Raw genomic sequence first — 15,947 nt, forward strand, 5'->3', positions numbered from 1 at the left:
TTATTTCCCTTGTTTCTTTCCAAGCCATCTAAATTCTGGAAGTTACATGAGCAGAAATCGAAGCCAGGGTCCAAGTCTTTTTGGGAATCCCATCCTTCATCCCTTAAATGTCATTCTCATCATTAATTGTCTTATTTTTTTTCTCCAATACTTTGCCAACCAACAGTTGATTTTTCGTTTTGGTTTAACACCTGATTTCGTGTTAGGTGGTGCAATCTGGCAGGTATTCACTTATGGTTTTTTACACGCAGTCGAACTCATTCCATTTCACTTACTTGTGAATATGTATGGTATGTACATGTTAGGAACAAATATCATTCCTATCATTGGGAAAACAAAGTTTACAATTTTATATTTTGCCTCACAAATAGGTGCGGGAATTTTTGTGGTTTTCTCTGCCTATTTGAACGAAATGTTAGGTGGTAATCTTCCCTTTTTGGAATCCATGACCACTCAAACCATTGGCGCATCGGGAGCTTTGTTTGGTTTACTAGCACTGTTTGGAATTTTTTATCCAAATGCAGAACTTTTGTTATTTATTTTTCCAGTCAAAGCCAAAAACGCAGTTTGGGTTTCTCTTGTGATTGGTTATTTGATTTCTCAACTGGGAAATGGTGCTATTTCCAACACTTGCCATTTGGGTGGGGCACTCACAGCACTTTTACTTTATAAAATTTTTCAAAAACAAATCAAACCTGGAAGTTTGCCATACATTCCGGGACTGGAATGGGAAGCCCCAAGGGAAACCAAATCCCAACAGAAAGTCAAACCTGCGGTTGTTGAGGATCTATTCCTAGACCAAAAGAAAACCAACGAAACTGTTTTGAAACAGATCACTTCCAAAAAAGATAAGGAATCGGTAATAAATTATTTACAAGGATTGCAAGTGGCAAACGCCAATATTTGTCCTCCTGCTACGTATAACACCGAGGATCCGATCTGTTTGCGTTGTGAATGGTTGGCAAATTGTGCTCTTCGTAAGGTAAAAGAATAATTTTTCGTCTAATTCCTTGACAGTCTCCTCAGATAGGGATAATGAAACCATGCCTGTAGAAAAAAAATCCTCAGTGGATGAGGTTTTAAAACGTGAAAAATTAGCGAAAGAATTCGAAAAAGAAAAACGTAGTACGGAACAAAAAGCAATCGAACAAGCAGCTGCTAAATTATCGGCACAAAGTCCAGAAACCACCGATACTGTCAAAACTTCCAAATTCATCACCAATATCGATATAGCATTTTCCCAGGCAAAAACAGACCTTAGGTTTTATTTCCTTAACGATGGAACCTATGCAGATGATTTTAAGAAGATGTTCCTTGAGAACGAATCTTTATTCAAACGTTATGGAATCACAAGCCAAAAGTATTTAGAATACATTCGTGAGTCCTTTGACCGTTACAAAAAAATCCACGATATGATGCCTCTAGATCCCATGAAACCAAAACACTTTAAATACGTTGAGGACTCCATTTCCGAGCTTGTCCGGATGTTCAACCAAAGGTTTGGGAAGTAAATCCCCAGAAAAATGTTTGGGGAAAAAACATAGGATTTCCCTAAAATTTGAGAAGAATCTGCCTGCCAGTTGTTGGTTTCCATAGAGGGACTTCTTTGAAGGAACATTGGAAACGCATTCTTATTTTTTCGATCATTGCTATGGTTTATTTTTTCTGGGTTTTTATAGGGTATGATTTGGCTGGGGTTCTCGGCCTCGCTTCATAATCTTTCCGCACATTCTCTCTTGACACCTGGGTTTTCTACCAAACATGCTAGGAATATGGTGGAATCAAGAAAGACATCCGAAACTGACATCCGGTTGGACTTAAATGTCCGAGGAACCGGGGTTTACCAGTTTGATACAGAAATCCCGTTTTTTGAGCATATGCTCTCCCATATCTCCAAACATGGCCTCATTGATATGGATCTAAAACTCCGAGGGGATATTGGTATCGATTGCCACCATTCCGTGGAAGACACTGCCATCCTTATGGGACAAATGATCCATAACCAGTTAGGTGACAAAAAAGGGATCTTCCGCTATGGAAATTTCACCTTACCTATGGATGAGGTTCTCACAACAGTGGCTGTGGATCTGGGTGGACGTTTTTATTTTAAGTACACAGGACCACCTATGGATGGGAAATTTGGAATTTATGATGCAGAATTATCTCTCGAGTTCCTGCAAAAATTTGCCCTGAATGCTAAGATGAATTTGCATGTTGTCGTTCACTACGGTGAAAATCGCCACCATATCCACGAATCCATTTTTAAAGGACTGGGGAAAGCTTTACGCCAAGCGATTGCTATTGATCCAGCAGCGAAAGACCAAATCCCATCGACCAAAGGCATGCTCGAGTGATTGTTGTTTTAGATTTTGGAATGGGGAATATCCATTCCTTACTCAAAGCAGTTTCTTTATACACGAATGATTTTCAATTTACGAATGATATAGAAATCGTTAAAAAAGCAGATAAAATCATTTTACCTGGTGATGGGCATTTTGATAAAGCCATGCAGAATTTAAACGAAGCTGGTTTTTCATCTGTATTAAAAGAACATGTTGCTGCAAAAAAATACCTTCTTGGAATTTGTATCGGGTATCAGGTGTTATTCGAGGACTCTGATGAAACATCCAAAACAGGAACAACCATCTCAGGCCTTGGACTCATTCGTGGGAAAATTAGAAAATTTGAAGGAAAACAAAACCTCAAAGTTCCCCATATGGGATGGAACAAACTTTTTGATATCAAAGCCAAAAATACAAAATTACTGAAAGGAATTCCGAATGAGTCCTTTATGTATTTTATCCATTCCTACAGACCCGTTGGTGTGGACAGGTTGGATATAACAGCTAACTGTCATTATTATGGGGAATCATTTCCTGCGGTAGTTGAAAAAGAAACTGTATTCGGAACTCAGTTCCACCCTGAAAAATCAGATACTACGGGACTTGGAATCCTTAAAAATTTTATAGAACTTTAATATGTTAGTATTACCTGCCATCGATCTTTTAGACAACGAAGCTGTACGTTTACTCCAAGGTGATTATTCTAAAAAAACTGTATATTCTTCTGAGCCAGAAAAAATGATCCAAGTTTTTGAAGAACAAGGTGCCACTCTCATCCACATTGTGGATTTAAATGCTGCCAAAACCGGAAAGTCAGAAAATGAAAAAGCAATTCGTAAAATCAAAGAAAAATGTTCCGTGGAGCTGGAATTAGGCGGCGGAATTCGTTCTTTAGAAAATATGAAATTTTATGATGGGCTTGGCGTATCTCGGTTCATTTTGGGAACAGTTGCTGTCGAAGACAAATCGGTTGTTGAAAAAGGGTTAAAAGAATACGGCCCAGAACGGATTGTGATCGGTGTAGATGCCAAAGACGGGTTTGTTCGTACCAAAGGTTGGGAAACCAATTCCGGAATCAAATATACGGATTTTTTAAAAACGATGTATGAGATTGGAATTCGACATGTCATCTTTACAGACATTTCGAAAGATGGGATGATGGCAGGGCCAAACACAGCCGTTTATTTGGAGTTACTAGCTCTGTTTCCAGATTTGCAACTTGTGGCTTCGGGTGGGGTTTCCTCAACGCAGGATTTGGTGAATTTGTATGATGCCTCTAAGGGAAAACTTTTTGGGGCCATCACTGGAAAAGCCATTTATGAAGGAAAATTAGACCTAAAAGAAAGTATCAGGATTCTAAGTAAGAAGAGGAATGAAAATTGATGAATCGTAAGAATTTAGCATTAGCAGGAGTGATCGGTGGAGTCATTGGACTCATTGTCTCTTTCCTATTAGCAATTGAATATTTTGGCTTAGGAACTGAAAACATTGCCAATTCCGCATGTTCTGCGCTAGGTGGCGGAGACTCTTGTTTAAAAGTAGCAGAGAGTTCTTATTCTGCGATCCCTGGAGTTCCTTTTTTAGGAAATGTTCCTATCGCCTTACTTGGTTTTGGTTTTTATGGATTATTAACCTATTCATTCTTTTTGATTACAAAAGCAAAATCAAACGAAGGAGTATCTAAATCCATTTCGGTTCTTTTTCCCATTCTTGTTCTAGGACTAATCATTGATCTAGTTCTTTTCGGAATATCTGTTGGGATCATTGGAACCATTTGTAAACTTTGTTTTGCAACTTATATTGTGACCATTGCACTTCTTAGTATTTTATTTCTACTTTGGAAAACAGAAGGAAAACCAACTCTGAATATCCCGGTGGCTCTTAAAGAAGGAGTCGCTACTTTTGGTCTTGTATATTTTTTCAGTTTTTCTTTTGGATTTGCCACAAGCAAAATGTGGGTAAACAATGCGAATTCTAGTAATCTGGCAACTTCTCGCGGAATGGATTCTGTTGAAGTTCAATCTAAAATAGCGGCCTATTTCCAAGAGCCAACACTTGGGATCCAAGTAAACGGTTCTCCATTTATTGGTAAAAAAGATGCTCCAATCACTATTGTTAAATATGCAGATTACAACTGCGGCCATTGTTTACATACTAGCCATATTTTACATACGGTTCTTTCTGAATACGATGGAATGGTTCGAGTGGTTTATAAAAACTTCCCTCTAGACGGAACTTGTAACCGTCTCATGCAACAACCAAGACCAGGGGCCACTTCTTGTGTGGCTGCCATTGCTGCCATTTGTGCGGACAAACAAGGAAAGTTTGAACCCATGTATCGTGGGCTTTATGATAATTTAGAAAAAGGTGTGGCACACTCTGGATCTAGTGTTGTGAATTTAGCCAATGCCATTGGTCTGAATGTAAACTCTTTAAAAGCTTGTATGGCATCTAAAGAAGCACAAAATCAATTGAATGCCGAAATTGATGAAGCAGAAAAATTAAACATCCAATCCACTCCTTCACTTTATATCAATGATAGAAAGATAGAAAGTGGAACACCAAATCCAATTTTTCTAAAAACACTCCTCGAACAAATCATCCAAAAGATGTAATTTGATTTTTGGCACCTATTTTGAATTAGGTGCCAAACGAATGGGCCCTTCTTGCACACGAGAAGGATCACCCACTCGTTCTAACTCCCAAGAATCCAAAACATTTTTATCTTTTGTATGTAATGCCGGTCTTAAACTCAGAACGGAGTTTCCTTTTTTGTATAAAGACCTTCTTCCGTAAAACCAACCACCAGTTTCTTCTGGATGTGTTTTTTTTCCGTATTCCCCACCCATTTCAAAACTAAGTTTTAAGTCTTCAGAAAGTTTTGTAAACATTGTTGGATCCATAGAAATTCCATGGTCTGGTCCATCTAAATTTCGATCCAAGGTAAAATGTTTTTCGAATACTACAGCACCAAGTCCACAAGCAAGCGATGAGGCCAAGGTTCCATCGGAATGATCGCTAAAACCGACAACATAATCTGTTGTATCCAAATAAAAAGGAATGGATTGTAAATTTACTTTGTTTAAGGGAGTGGGGTACATCGAAACACAATGGAGAAGACATACTTCTACCCCAGTTTTTTTAAATAAAGAAATGGCCCTTGTCACTTCTTCTGGTAAAGCCGCTCCGGTAGACACAATCAGAGGTTTCCCTGAATGGATGGATTTATTTAGTAAAGGTAAGTTGACAATATCACCAGAGGCAATTTTTAAAACGGGAACATTGAGTTCACATAACAGATCTACTGCGGATTCACAAAGAGGTGTGGAGAAAAAATCGAGTCCCAAGTCATGAGCAGTTTTTTGAAATTCCTTGTGATGAGTTTCCGTTAATTCGTATTGTTTAAAAATATCATATAAAAATTTGACATCAGGATTTGCGTTGTCTATGAATTCATCTGTTCGATAGGTTTGGAATTTGACAGCGTGAGCTCCTGATTCTTTGGCTTTTGCAATGGTTCTTTTTCCAATTTCAAGATCCGCATTGTGATTCAGTCCAATTTCTGCTACCAAATAAGGAGCAGACTTTCTTGTAAGAGTTTTTTTTCCAATATGAAAATCCAAGGGTAACCTCTTGGATTCATTGTCGGCAGTTTAAGAAAATCCTAAAATCTTTCCCAATTGAAAAATGAGAAAGGAAGAAGCAATGGCAAGGACAGTCATATATAAAAACTGAACCGCCGGCCAAAAGATGGTTCCTGTTTCTTTTTTGGTTACGGCTAGTGTAGACATACATTGGCTGGCAAAAGCAAAAAATACAAGTAAAGATAGGCCAGAAAGTGGAGTCCAAACAAGTGATCCATCAGCTCTTTTTTCCGTGCGTAGTGTAGACCGTAAATTTTCGCTTTCTTCATTTTCTTCTGAGCCATATAGCACGGCTAAGGTGGAAACCATCACTTCTCGGGCAGCAAAAGATGTTAAGATTGAAATTCCAATTTTCCAATCAAAACCAAGAGGTTCGATGGCAGGTTCCATAACCTTACCAATGGTTCCTATATAAGATGTTTCAATGGGGCTTGTTTCCCACTGGTTGTTTTTATATTCAGCAGGGAAATGGCTGAGAAACCAAAGCAGAACCGAAATGTACAAAATGATTTGGCCTGCGGTGGATAAAAACGATTTTACCTTTCCATACACTGTATGGAATAAACTTTTTAAAGAGGGAAGATTGTATCTGGGGAGTTCCATCACAAAGTAGGAAGAATCTTCTTTGAATACAGTTTTCCGAAATAAATAAGCAAAGCCAAAACTAACAATCATTCCAAGAAAAAACATAGAAAACAGAACAAAACCTTGGATATTAAAAATTCCAAATACGGGAGGAAAACTAAAAACAGTTCCCACTATCAAAATGTAAACAGGATACCTTGCCGAACACATCACAAGCGGTGAAACCATAATCGTTGTAAAACGATCCGATTTATTTTCGATGGTTCTTGTCCCAAGGATTGCAGGAACTGCACAGGCAGCCGAAGAAAGGAGAGGGATAAAAGATTTGCCTGAGAGTCCAAATTTCCCCATCACTCGGTCCATCAAAAAACTAGCACGTGCTAAATATCCGGATTCTTCCAAAATTCCTATGAATAAAAATAAAAGTGCAATTTGTGGGACAAACACAACCACACTTCCCACGCCACCAATGATCCCTTCTATCAAAAGAGACCGGAGGAGGCCTTCACTAACAAAAGATTCTGTAAAGGATTGGATTTGTCCTATTCCTAGTTCAATTAAGTCCATTGGGAGTTCGGCAAAACTAAATAAACTTTGGAATAAAAGTCCCATCAAAAGAAAAAAACAAATAAACCCAAGGATTGGATGTAATAAAACCTTATCCAATTTTTCATCTAGGCTACCGGGAATGGATTTAGGATAAGTAACTGCTTCGGCCAAAACTTTTTTGATAAAAATGGAACGGTGGATCATTTCTTCTTGGTAATAGAAGAAAAAACCTTTTCCAATAACTTGTGATCGTAACCAGTTTTTTGTTTCCTCAGGAAACTTTAGGTAATAACGTTCTTCACTGAAATGTGGATCTTCGTTTAGATATTTGAGAGATTGTGATAAAAAGAATTCGGCTTCGTTAGAATCGATTCCCAATTTTTGTTTTGCCGACTTTAAAAATGATTCTTCTTTTGTTCCCCAAGTCCAGAGGCGGGTGCAGTTTTGAAACTGGTTTGGATTTGTGATGGATTCTTTTAAAGTTTCAACTCCTTCTCCTGATTTTGCATTCACTAGTAAAAATTGGAGTCCAATTTGTTTTTTTAGTTTTTCCAAATCCAATTGGATTCTTTTTTTTTCGAGGACATCTTTCATGGTAAGCACCACAAGAGTGGGAATTCCCATATCAATGATTTGTAATAAAAACTGAAGTCCTCTTTCTAAGTTTAATGCATCCAAAACATAAATAACTTGTTCATCCGGTTTTCTTGAAAGTAATACTTCATAAGCAATTTTTTTGTCTTCGGCAACTCCACCAAGACCGTATGTTCCTGGTAAGTCGGTAATGGTATAGTCTAAACCATTAGTTCTAAAGATACCTTCTCTTTTTTCTACGGTAACTCCGCTAAAATTTCCAGTTTTTTGTTTGAGGCCGGTGAGTTGGTTGAAGAGAGTTGATTTCCCGCAATTGGGATTTCCTACTAAATAAATTCTTTTTTCGGTCATATTGATTTGATTTTGATTTGAATCGATTCTCCATCACCTATCCGTAGTGCAATGGTGGTTCCACTTAAAACACAAACCATCTTTCCTAGAAGTGGTGATTTGTTTTTTAGAGTGATTTCGGCCCCGGGAAAAAACCCAAGTTCCAGAAGTTCGGTTAACATGGGTTTTGAGAGTTTTTTTGAATCTAATGATACAATTTCAGCGATTTGGCCAATTTTTAAATCTTGTATGGTCATTGGTTTATGAGATGGCAAACTTCTGTGAATCGCGGAATAAGTTGATTTCTGGAGCCATTGACTTTACATACCTATCGAAGTATAACATCTGTTTCATGAGAAGCGCAAATTCTCTCGGAATTTTGAGTCCATTTTTTTCCGCAATTTCCTTCATGTCGTACATGATTCGATTTACCCTAGATTCGTCAAACATCTCATTGTCAGTCAAATGGACATAGACTGATTCTAATTCATTGAAAACAGAATCTAGTTCTTTTGCTAAAACGGCAGGGTTCACTCCATTATCAGTGGAATCCATTTCCACTAGGCCTTGGGCAACTAACGTCGGTTCACCAATTCCAATTCCTTGGGTGAATAACATAAGACCTTTCCAAATGCGAGGAGAAATTCTTCCCACAATTCCAAAATCGATAAAACCAATGGTTCCATCTTTTAGAATCATTAGATTTCCTGCATGAACATCGGCATGAAAAAATCCTTGGTTGGATAAAGAGGAAAACCAAATTTCTAAGGCATCACTTAAGACCTTTCTCGGGTTGTTTGTGAATTTACGAAGTCCGGCTTCATCAGTGATGGGGACTCCATAAAATCTTTCCATAGTTAAAACTTTTTTGGATGATAAGGTATGATAAACTCTTGGAACTCGTGCTCTGGATTCTTTGACACGCAAAAGGTATTCTTCAAACTCTTCGATGTTTTTTGCTTCTTGTATAAAATCAATTTCTTGTAAGATAGAAATTTGAAATTCTTCAAACATAGCTGTGAGGCCTGATTTTTTAAATTCAGGAGCAATGACGGCTAATATTTTAGTTAGAATTCCTAAAATCTGCATATCGGTTTTTAAAGTTAGGTGGACATCTGGTCTTTGGACTTTGACCACAACATCGAGTCCTTCTTTTGTGACCGCCGCGTGGACTTGAGCGATAGATGCAGAGGCAAGGGGAGTTTCATCAAAACTATGAAATAATGTTTCTAGTTTCCCACCCAATTCTCGTTCGACGGAGGAACGAATGTCACGATAAGCGACAGGCCGCACAGAGTCTAAACAGGCTTGCATTTCTTCGACATACTCTTTGGGAAAGATAGAAGGGGCACTGGCTATGAATTGTCCCAGTTTGATATACGTCGCACCCAGGTTCGAAAATGCATCTCTTAAGGTGATGGCAATATCTCTATGGTTTGGTTCTCCCTTCGCCAGTTGGGCGAGAATCCCGATTGCCTTGGAAGTGAAGACAAAACTGGAATGGGCGACTCGAAGGCTTGATTGCCAACCGAAAGAAATGATTTCAGAAAGAGAATCCATACGCCCTAATTTGAGACCTAAATCGGGATTGGAAACGAGAAAATCCCCTTCGCTTCTGCAATTGAAATAGAGTTGCAGGAATAGGTCTCAAACAAAAACTTATCAAATCACACCCATGAGCCAAGAAACTGTCCTGTACCAAGAGTTAGAAAAACTCGATCTGAACGAGATCAAAAAAATCGCCAGCCTTTGGAACATCCAAAAGATCCCGGGAAAGGACAAAAAATCGACAATTTTGGGCCTCATGGAGATTTTCCAGAACGAATTCTACCTAAAAGGGGTTCTGGAGAAGTTCACACCCCTGCAAGTCAACATTCTGACCTCCATATTAAAGAACAAAGGGGTCATGACTCTTGGCGAAATTTCAAGAAAGGTCAACATTCCACCCATCAACGTGGAAATGGAACTGAACGTTCTTAGAAAGTATTATCTTTTATACCAAAGAAAAAACCGCGAACGCCTTACAAACAATTTAGATAAATACCATACTTACGATGAATACCTAAGACTCATCAAAGTAGAAACAAATCCTAAAGGTGAAAAGTTTAAATTCTCTACAGAGAAGGCCTTACATAAAGCCACTCTTGCTGAACTTCCTGAAGAATGGAAAGAAGCAGTTGGTGTCAAAAAAGGCGAACAGATTGAAACATTCTTAAAGAATGCTTTGGATACAGAGTTCCTTCAAAAGCTAATCGACGGACTTTCTGATTTTGATAAAGATGTTCTACACCAAATTTATATTCACGGTGGTGTGATTGAAGCAGAAACCATTCGTAATTACATCACGGTCAATCGTGGTCGGTTTGAACAAACCATACCTCACCTAACATCACTTTATTTAGTTCGTGATTTATATTACGTAGAAGACAAATTCATTCGGGTGATTGTGATTCCAAAAGAAATTTTGGATCATTTGCAGTTTTCTCCTATTTTACCTCCTGTAAAAAAAGGAACTCGCGTTCGCCAGGAAAAAATTTCAGCCAATGGACTCGATTTTTTCTTAAACGTAAAAAAACTCATTTCTTATATTTCACGTAAAGGTTTGAACCTTGCAAAATCAGGAAAAATCAAACAAGCAGACCATAAAAGGACTGAAACAGAACTTTTATCTCCTGACATTGAAATTTTCCCTGAAAAAAGCCAGGTTTATCAAATTGAACTCATCCTTCCTATCTTAAAACTTTTAGGATATGTGGATATCAAAGGTGAAAATGTAATTCTTGTTCAAGAAACAGACGAGTTTCTAAAAAAAGATATTTTTGAAATCATGAAACTTGTGATTCACGAAGTGAATGAAGCAAGAACTCGACGTTTGAATCCTGCGGAAGTATTTACTGCCACCGAAGTTCCGTTCTACGAAAAAGGAATTTTGGACAAAACGGTAAAACTCATTATGGCGCATGGAAAGATCAACACATCTGTTATCTTTTCACATATCATTCGTGACCATTTGGTTTTTTCACCAACCTTCCAAATCAAAACTTATGAAGAAGATTTGGCTGATTTAAGAAAAGAAATCATTTCTGCCATTTTTTACTTACAACTTTTTGGTCTCATCGAAGTAGAATACCCACAACGAAATCTAAGCCTTTCGGAACTTGGAGCTCATTACTTCAACCATGAAGCCTTAGTCACTGTAACAGAAAAAGGTGGAATCACCATCAACCCAGACTTCTCGATCATTGCTTTCCCTGATCGAGTGTCTCTCAATGGAATCCATTTGTTAAAAGCTTTCTGTGAATTGAAAGATTATGACCGTGTTTATACTTTTTTACTCACCAAAGATAGTTTCCAATTGGGAATTTTACTTGGTTACGACAAAGAAACCTTTGTTCAGTTCTTAAGAGAATCTTCTAAGGCTGATCTTGCTCAAAACTTACTCTTCTTACTTGATGATTGGGGTAACAATCTACCAATCGTAACCATCACTGAGGATTCAGTTCTTCTCAGAACCAAAGACTCGCAAGTGATGGAACTTCTCCTTGGTCAGATCAAGGGTAAAAAGTTTGTTTTGGAAGAAGTGAGCCCTACCGGGATCATCATTGAGAAGTCGAAGGTGATGGAAGTGATCACGATTGCAGAGAAACTGAATATGATCATACGCCTGAACCGTTAGTTTCTAAAAACACCTCTAAAATAAAAAAGACCAACGATTGTTGGTCTTTTTTTTGCCCAGACGACCTAACCAAACATTAGATTAGGCCAAGTTTTTAGATTATTTCTTTTCGCCGGCAGTTAGTTCTGGATCTGTGATTTTGATTTTGTTTTTAAAATCCCATTTGCGAAACGGAGAGACAGCATCCAAACGTTCTTGGGTCACAAAGAACAATCTTTCGCCGTATTTGACAAGCCCACCCTTATAATAAGCGTATTTCGTTTTGTGGTCAACTGTTCCCACTTCTACGACCTTATTCCAATCTTCGCAGGTTTTTAAAGAAGGTACCTTTCTGAGATACAATTCCTTAATAGAGTTTTCTTTCACCGCATCGCGAAGTATTTTTTCCCATTCCATATTCGAATAGCCTTTCTGCCCTTACCTAAATTTCAATTTCATTTTTCATTTTATGGTACTATCGGCCCTAGAGTTTCGGAAAAAAACAAAAAATAAAAGGAAAACAGCCATGATTCGCCAAGGGTCAGGGCCAATTTGGATATAGGGAGTGGTTCTATTTTTCGCAACTGTTGGAAGATCTAAATATCCGATGGCCTTTTGGAATGTTTGTAATTCACCCATCATCTCTCTTCCCCATGGATCAAAGGCAGTGGTGATGCCCGTAACAGCCACACGGACAACGGGCCTACCAAGTTCGATGGAACGAAGCCTTCCCGCTCCTGCATGTTGTTTGGTTTCTGTTAAACTTTCGAACCATGAATCATTTGTGAGATTGAGAATGAACTCGGATGGGGAATGATTTACGATATCTCGAACTAAACTTGGGTAGAGGATTTCATAACAAATCAACGGACTAAATGTAACCGATTCTCCCATTTTTGTTTGGAATCCTAATGCATCTGATAGTTTTCCTGGAATATGGTTGCTTGCTTCTGGAAATATATTTCGTAACCAAGGAAACCGGGATTCTCCCGGCAAATACTCTCCAAATGGCAATAGAACTTGTTTGTATCTTCTTTCAGAAGTAAGGGTAATGGGATGAAGTAGAGTCAGCGAATTTCTAGACCCTTCATCAAAAACCAGTTCATTAAAAACAAGAGGAGTGTTGCCAAAACGAACCAAACTTGTGGTAACATCCACAAAACTTTTGCTATATGTGGAATGGGGATTTTGGGAATCGAGAGTTCCAAGGAAAGGGATGGCGGATTCTGGTAAAACAATTAGGTCTATGGGTTTAGATGTATTACGAATTGCTTCCTGACCAATATCATAAACTGATTGGATGGTTTTTGTCATCCATACTTCGTTTTCCTGGATTTCTCTTTTCGCATAAGGAGTGTTTGGTTGAACTAGTGAGAGATGGATGGTTGGGCCTTGGGGAATAGTTTCTGCGAGGAAATATAAATTGATCAGGAAAAAGCAAAAAATAGGAACCAGGTAATAAAAATAATGTCTGATCCCTCTATCCGCTTTTAAAAGCATCAAATAGAGAAGGGCAGAGGTGAGAATCGAAACAAATCCTAATACTTCAACTCCGAACCTAGCCATTTGTCGCCAGAGAATATTGTTTCGAAATAAATCCCCCCAATACACAGGAAAAACCATCGGGGAAATCCAATCAGAAATTAAAAACAAAGAAGGAAGTACAAGTAAAAAGAAATGAGAGTTTTTTATATTTCTCTGCTTTGTTAGAAAAACAGATCCGAAAAAAACAATTCCAATCTTATAAAAGGAAACGAGTGCATAAACCAAAAATAAAATGATAGAAACAAAATAACCTTGGCCAGAGATATTTCGAATCGCATTCCAAATCCAATAAAAACTTGTGAGTGTCACCAAACTAGAAAATAACAAAGTCGATAGGATTGTATCTTTCCAACTGGATTTTATGGTTAGTTGTTTGGTGAAATACAAAAGTAGAAAAATACAAAGAAACCCTGCGGAAGCAAATCCGAAGGGTTCCAAGGCCAGAGCAAATAAAATTGCAACTGGAAAAAGTAAAAGGAGAGGGTATTTAATTTCCGGAATTTTTGAGTGTTTTCTCATATTCCATTCTTCTTGAATATTCCTCTGCCAATTCCTTACTGCCTAAGGTTTGGATTCTAAGATCCATCAATTTTTTTTCCCGTTCTGATTCAGAAAGATTCGGATAGTTTTTTAAGAGATTTTTTTCTTCCACTTGGAGTTTGGAAATTTTTTCTTCTTCTTCCTTCATCTCTTTTAAAACTTTTTCCATTCGGTCGTTTCCATCTTTTCCAAAGTAACGAATCCGAACTTCTTTTTCCTTTGTTTCCCTTTCTGAACCAGACAATTTGGAAAGTTCAATTTGTCTTAGATCCATTTCGTTTTCAAACTTATCATACAAAGGCTCTCTTGCCGCTACCGCATTGTAAAAGTTACCGAAGGATTTTTTGCGATAGTCTTCATACAAACGAATTCTTTCGTCTGCTTTGAGGTTCTTTGTTTCATCTAAGAAATTTTTTCGATTAAAACTAAAATCGGCAGTGGCTTCTTCCAAACCGAAAATGAGTTCTGCATCTTCTTTTGCAAAATACTTTCTACGAAGTTGTTTGATTTGTTCGTACCTTTCTTGGTTGGTATAGGATTTACTGGATGGATCTAGGTTCACCATCGCTTCTTCATATTTTAAATAATTAGAAAGCATGGTAACCAGTCGTTTTGCTTCTTCTCCCCCATATTCATTTTGGAGAAATGCTTTGATGTATTCATGGCATTGTTCGCGGGTGCTTCCCTCTGGGCATTGGCGACGTAAGTTCCAAAGTTCGGATACTAAATTCAATTCACCTGATTTGGCTCGTGCTAAAATTTCTTCAAAACGAAGGAACTGTCCGTCAGCAGAAAAAATAGTTTTTGCGGATTCTAAGTAAAAGGGATCCACAGAAAAACCATCACTTTGGGTTCGGAAGTAAGATTCTGCTTTGTCATTTGGATTTTCATCGGCACTAGTTTCAAGTTCCCCTGGAGTGAAGAGGCGATAAACGACAAAGATTAGGAGTAAGGCTCCAATGGCATAACTGAGGTAACGTAGATTTTTAACATTCATGGGAGATGGTATTGTACTAAAGGATGGGTTTATACTTATGGAAACAAAAAAACCCAAGCGAGAGCTTGGGTTTTTTTAAAAAACATCAGGAGCGAATTATTGGTTCGACTTCATGTTGGAAGCCATATTCAAGTAGAAACCTTCTACGTCATACCAAAGACTTCCTGAACGGAGAGTGTTGGATACTTGTAAATGGTCGATCCCTGTAGTGAAGATTCCATAAGAAGGTCCACCTTTCCAAGTTCCCCATTTTTGTGAAGAAAGTGGTACAAGTCCATCGTTAGTAAATCCTTGTCCTTGGAAAAGTCCACCAGCACCACAAGCAGGGTGAAGGATTCCCATAAGTGGGTGTTGGATGAGGTCAGGAATGGTAATGGAAGATCCATAAGAGAAATACTTCACACCAGATTTGTTGGGAGTGTATCCGTTAAAAGATGCAAGTCCTTCTTTTGATAAAGAAGAAAGAGCCGCAAGAGCGTTTTGTTGGTTGGTTCCACCGTAAACTAGTTTGACAAGTGATTCTACAATACTTGCAACAAACGGTTGGATCCAACTAGGAAGAACAGTTTTTACGATGTCTGCGATTGGTGATCCGTAGTGTGGAGTGTTGAGAGTGGTAAGAGTTGCAGTGCGACCAGAAAGTCCTAAGTTAGAAACCATATAACGGCTATCGAGTCCACCTTGCGAGTGACCAAGGATATGAAATTTTCCAGTGTAGTTTGTGGCAGCAGAGTAAGTAAGGATGGCTGCTTTTAGTTCTGCGGCACGAACTTCATTTGAGTTGGCAGCTGTTTTTCCAGGAGCAAATACAGTAGCTCCTTGGCTTCTGAGGTAATCGTCTGTTCCACCCCAGTAGTTTACGATGCTGATGATTCCGCCGGAGTTTTCGCCCCAACCAAAAAGACCATGAGAAAGGATGATAGGATAAGTACCTGCGAGCGGTTTGGAAGAAGAACCGGAACTAGCGAGCACGGGAGCCGTGAGCGCAAATGTGATAAAAATGGCTAAAAGACCTTTACGAATCATATATATTTCACCTCTGAATTTTCTAAGATAAAACTGTGTCAAATTGCCTTATTTGGGGCAAGGATATTTTTCCCTCCATTTTGAAAAAATATCCAAAGTTTTGTAATAATTGAACGCGTTCAAAAATAGTTTGCCTTGGT

General features: G+C 38.3%; 15 protein-coding genes. 7 read left to right on the forward strand and 8 right to left on the reverse strand.

The features are described 5' to 3' along the window. Positions 1-46 precede the first annotated feature (46 nt). The 6 genes from EHQ24_RS02065 to EHQ24_RS02090 all read left to right on the forward strand — a co-directional run bounded on the left by EHQ24_RS02065 (position 47) and on the right by EHQ24_RS02090 (position 4,957). Entirely contained in the window at positions 47-994 is a 948-nt protein-coding gene (locus tag EHQ24_RS02065; protein WP_135600046.1) for a rhomboid family intramembrane serine protease, read from the forward strand. A gap of 49 nt (positions 995-1,043) precedes the next feature. Then, positions 1,044-1,511, forward strand: a complete 468-nt coding sequence (locus EHQ24_RS02070; RefSeq protein ID WP_135600047.1) for an LIC11177 family protein — start codon at positions 1,044-1,046, stop codon at positions 1,509-1,511. 261 nt (positions 1,512-1,772) lie between these two features. Next, positions 1,773-2,354 carry an imidazoleglycerol-phosphate dehydratase HisB gene (gene hisB / locus EHQ24_RS02075; RefSeq protein ID WP_135600048.1) on the forward strand — a complete coding sequence of 194 codons (582 nt, stop codon included), beginning with the start codon at positions 1,773-1,775 and terminating at the stop codon, positions 2,352-2,354. Beyond that, positions 2,351-2,977, forward strand: a complete 627-nt coding sequence (gene hisH, locus EHQ24_RS02080; RefSeq protein ID WP_135600049.1) for an imidazole glycerol phosphate synthase subunit HisH — start codon at positions 2,351-2,353, stop codon at positions 2,975-2,977. Before hisB ends, hisH begins: the two co-directional genes overlap by 4 nt. A gap of 1 nt (position 2,978) precedes the next feature. Next, on the forward strand, positions 2,979-3,725 hold the full coding sequence (hisA, locus tag EHQ24_RS02085) for a 1-(5-phosphoribosyl)-5-[(5-phosphoribosylamino)methylideneamino]imidazole-4-carboxamide isomerase (protein ID WP_135600050.1): 747 nt from the start codon (positions 2,979-2,981) through the stop codon (positions 3,723-3,725). After that, the gene (locus EHQ24_RS02090) at positions 3,725-4,957 is read left to right on the forward strand and encodes a vitamin K epoxide reductase/DsbA family protein (protein ID WP_135600051.1); all 1,233 of its coding nucleotides are present in this window, start codon (positions 3,725-3,727) and stop codon (positions 4,955-4,957) included. Before hisA ends, EHQ24_RS02090 begins: the two co-directional genes overlap by 1 nt. Positions 4,958-4,972: 15 nt before the next feature. Here EHQ24_RS02090 and EHQ24_RS02095 read toward each other — a convergent pair whose 3' ends face one another. The 4 genes from EHQ24_RS02095 to EHQ24_RS02110 are packed head-to-tail and all read right to left on the reverse strand — an operon-like array spanning position 4,973 to position 9,604. Beyond that, positions 4,973-5,965 (reverse strand): N-acetylneuraminate synthase family protein, encoded by a 993-nt coding sequence (locus EHQ24_RS02095; RefSeq protein WP_135600052.1) that lies wholly within the window; start codon positions 5,963-5,965, stop codon positions 4,973-4,975. A gap of 30 nt (positions 5,966-5,995) precedes the next feature. Next, positions 5,996-8,065, reverse strand: coding sequence for a ferrous iron transport protein B (gene feoB / locus EHQ24_RS02100; RefSeq protein WP_135600053.1), 2,070 nt, complete (start codon positions 8,063-8,065; stop codon positions 5,996-5,998). Then, positions 8,062-8,301 (reverse strand): FeoA family protein, encoded by a 240-nt coding sequence (locus EHQ24_RS02105; protein ID WP_135600233.1) that lies wholly within the window; start codon positions 8,299-8,301, stop codon positions 8,062-8,064. Before EHQ24_RS02105 ends, feoB begins: the two co-directional genes overlap by 4 nt. A gap of 4 nt (positions 8,302-8,305) precedes the next feature. Further along, a complete protein-coding gene (locus tag EHQ24_RS02110; protein WP_135600054.1) occupies positions 8,306-9,604 on the reverse strand; it encodes an ABC1 kinase family protein in 1,299 nt (432 codons plus the stop codon). Between the two features lie 115 nt (positions 9,605-9,719). Between EHQ24_RS02110 and EHQ24_RS02115 the strand changes: the two genes are divergently transcribed. Continuing rightward, positions 9,720-11,720: a helicase gene (locus EHQ24_RS02115; protein ID WP_135600055.1), complete on the forward strand. Its 2,001-nt coding sequence runs from the start codon at positions 9,720-9,722 to the stop codon at positions 11,718-11,720. Positions 11,721-11,819: 99 nt separating this feature from the next. Here EHQ24_RS02115 and EHQ24_RS02120 read toward each other — a convergent pair whose 3' ends face one another. The 4 genes from EHQ24_RS02120 to EHQ24_RS02135 form a co-directional block, all read right to left on the reverse strand. Next, complete coding sequence (locus EHQ24_RS02120; protein WP_135600056.1) at positions 11,820-12,116, reverse strand: hypothetical protein; 297 nt, start codon at positions 12,114-12,116, stop codon at positions 11,820-11,822. 45 nt (positions 12,117-12,161) lie between these two features. After that, a complete protein-coding gene (lnt, locus tag EHQ24_RS02125) occupies positions 12,162-13,763 on the reverse strand; it encodes an apolipoprotein N-acyltransferase (protein WP_135600057.1) in 1,602 nt (533 codons plus the stop codon). Then, positions 13,732-14,781 carry a lipase secretion chaperone gene (locus EHQ24_RS02130; protein WP_135600058.1) on the reverse strand — a complete coding sequence of 350 codons (1,050 nt, stop codon included), beginning with the start codon at positions 14,779-14,781 and terminating at the stop codon, positions 13,732-13,734. Before EHQ24_RS02130 ends, lnt begins: the two co-directional genes overlap by 32 nt. Positions 14,782-14,877: 96 nt before the next feature. Next, positions 14,878-15,807: an esterase/lipase family protein gene (locus EHQ24_RS02135; protein ID WP_135600059.1), complete on the reverse strand. Its 930-nt coding sequence runs from the start codon at positions 15,805-15,807 to the stop codon at positions 14,878-14,880. Positions 15,808-15,947 lie beyond the last annotated feature (140 nt).

Origin of the sequence: Leptospira noumeaensis, assembly GCF_004770765.1 — a bacterium.
In the GTDB taxonomy this organism is placed as follows: domain Bacteria; phylum Spirochaetota; class Leptospiria; order Leptospirales; family Leptospiraceae; genus Leptospira_A; species Leptospira_A noumeaensis.

Bases quoted from the DNA above. Each gene is read 5' to 3' on its own strand.
- hisB (WP_135600048.1), top strand. From the start codon at position 1,773: ATGGTGGAATCAAGAAAGACATCCGAAACTGACATCCGGTTGGACTTA.
- EHQ24_RS02105 (WP_135600233.1), bottom strand. From the start codon at position 8,301: ATGACCATACAAGATTTAAAAATTGGCCAAATCGCTGAAATTGTATCA.
- EHQ24_RS02090 (WP_135600051.1), top strand. From the start codon at position 3,725: ATGAATCGTAAGAATTTAGCATTAGCAGGAGTGATCGGTGGAGTCATT.
- EHQ24_RS02065 (WP_135600046.1), top strand. From the start codon at position 47: ATGAGCAGAAATCGAAGCCAGGGTCCAAGTCTTTTTGGGAATCCCATC.
- feoB (WP_135600053.1), bottom strand. From the start codon at position 8,065: ATGACCGAAAAAAGAATTTATTTAGTAGGAAATCCCAATTGCGGGAAA.
- EHQ24_RS02070 (WP_135600047.1), top strand. From the start codon at position 1,044: ATGCCTGTAGAAAAAAAATCCTCAGTGGATGAGGTTTTAAAACGTGAA.
- EHQ24_RS02130 (WP_135600058.1), bottom strand. From the start codon at position 14,781: ATGAATGTTAAAAATCTACGTTACCTCAGTTATGCCATTGGAGCCTTA.
- EHQ24_RS02115 (WP_135600055.1), top strand. From the start codon at position 9,720: ATGAGCCAAGAAACTGTCCTGTACCAAGAGTTAGAAAAACTCGATCTG.
- EHQ24_RS02135 (WP_135600059.1), bottom strand. From the start codon at position 15,807: ATGATTCGTAAAGGTCTTTTAGCCATTTTTATCACATTTGCGCTCACG.
- lnt (WP_135600057.1), bottom strand. From the start codon at position 13,763: ATGAGAAAACACTCAAAAATTCCGGAAATTAAATACCCTCTCCTTTTA.
- EHQ24_RS02110 (WP_135600054.1), bottom strand. From the start codon at position 9,604: ATGGATTCTCTTTCTGAAATCATTTCTTTCGGTTGGCAATCAAGCCTT.
- EHQ24_RS02120 (WP_135600056.1), bottom strand. From the start codon at position 12,116: ATGGAATGGGAAAAAATACTTCGCGATGCGGTGAAAGAAAACTCTATT.
- hisA (WP_135600050.1), top strand. From the start codon at position 2,979: ATGTTAGTATTACCTGCCATCGATCTTTTAGACAACGAAGCTGTACGT.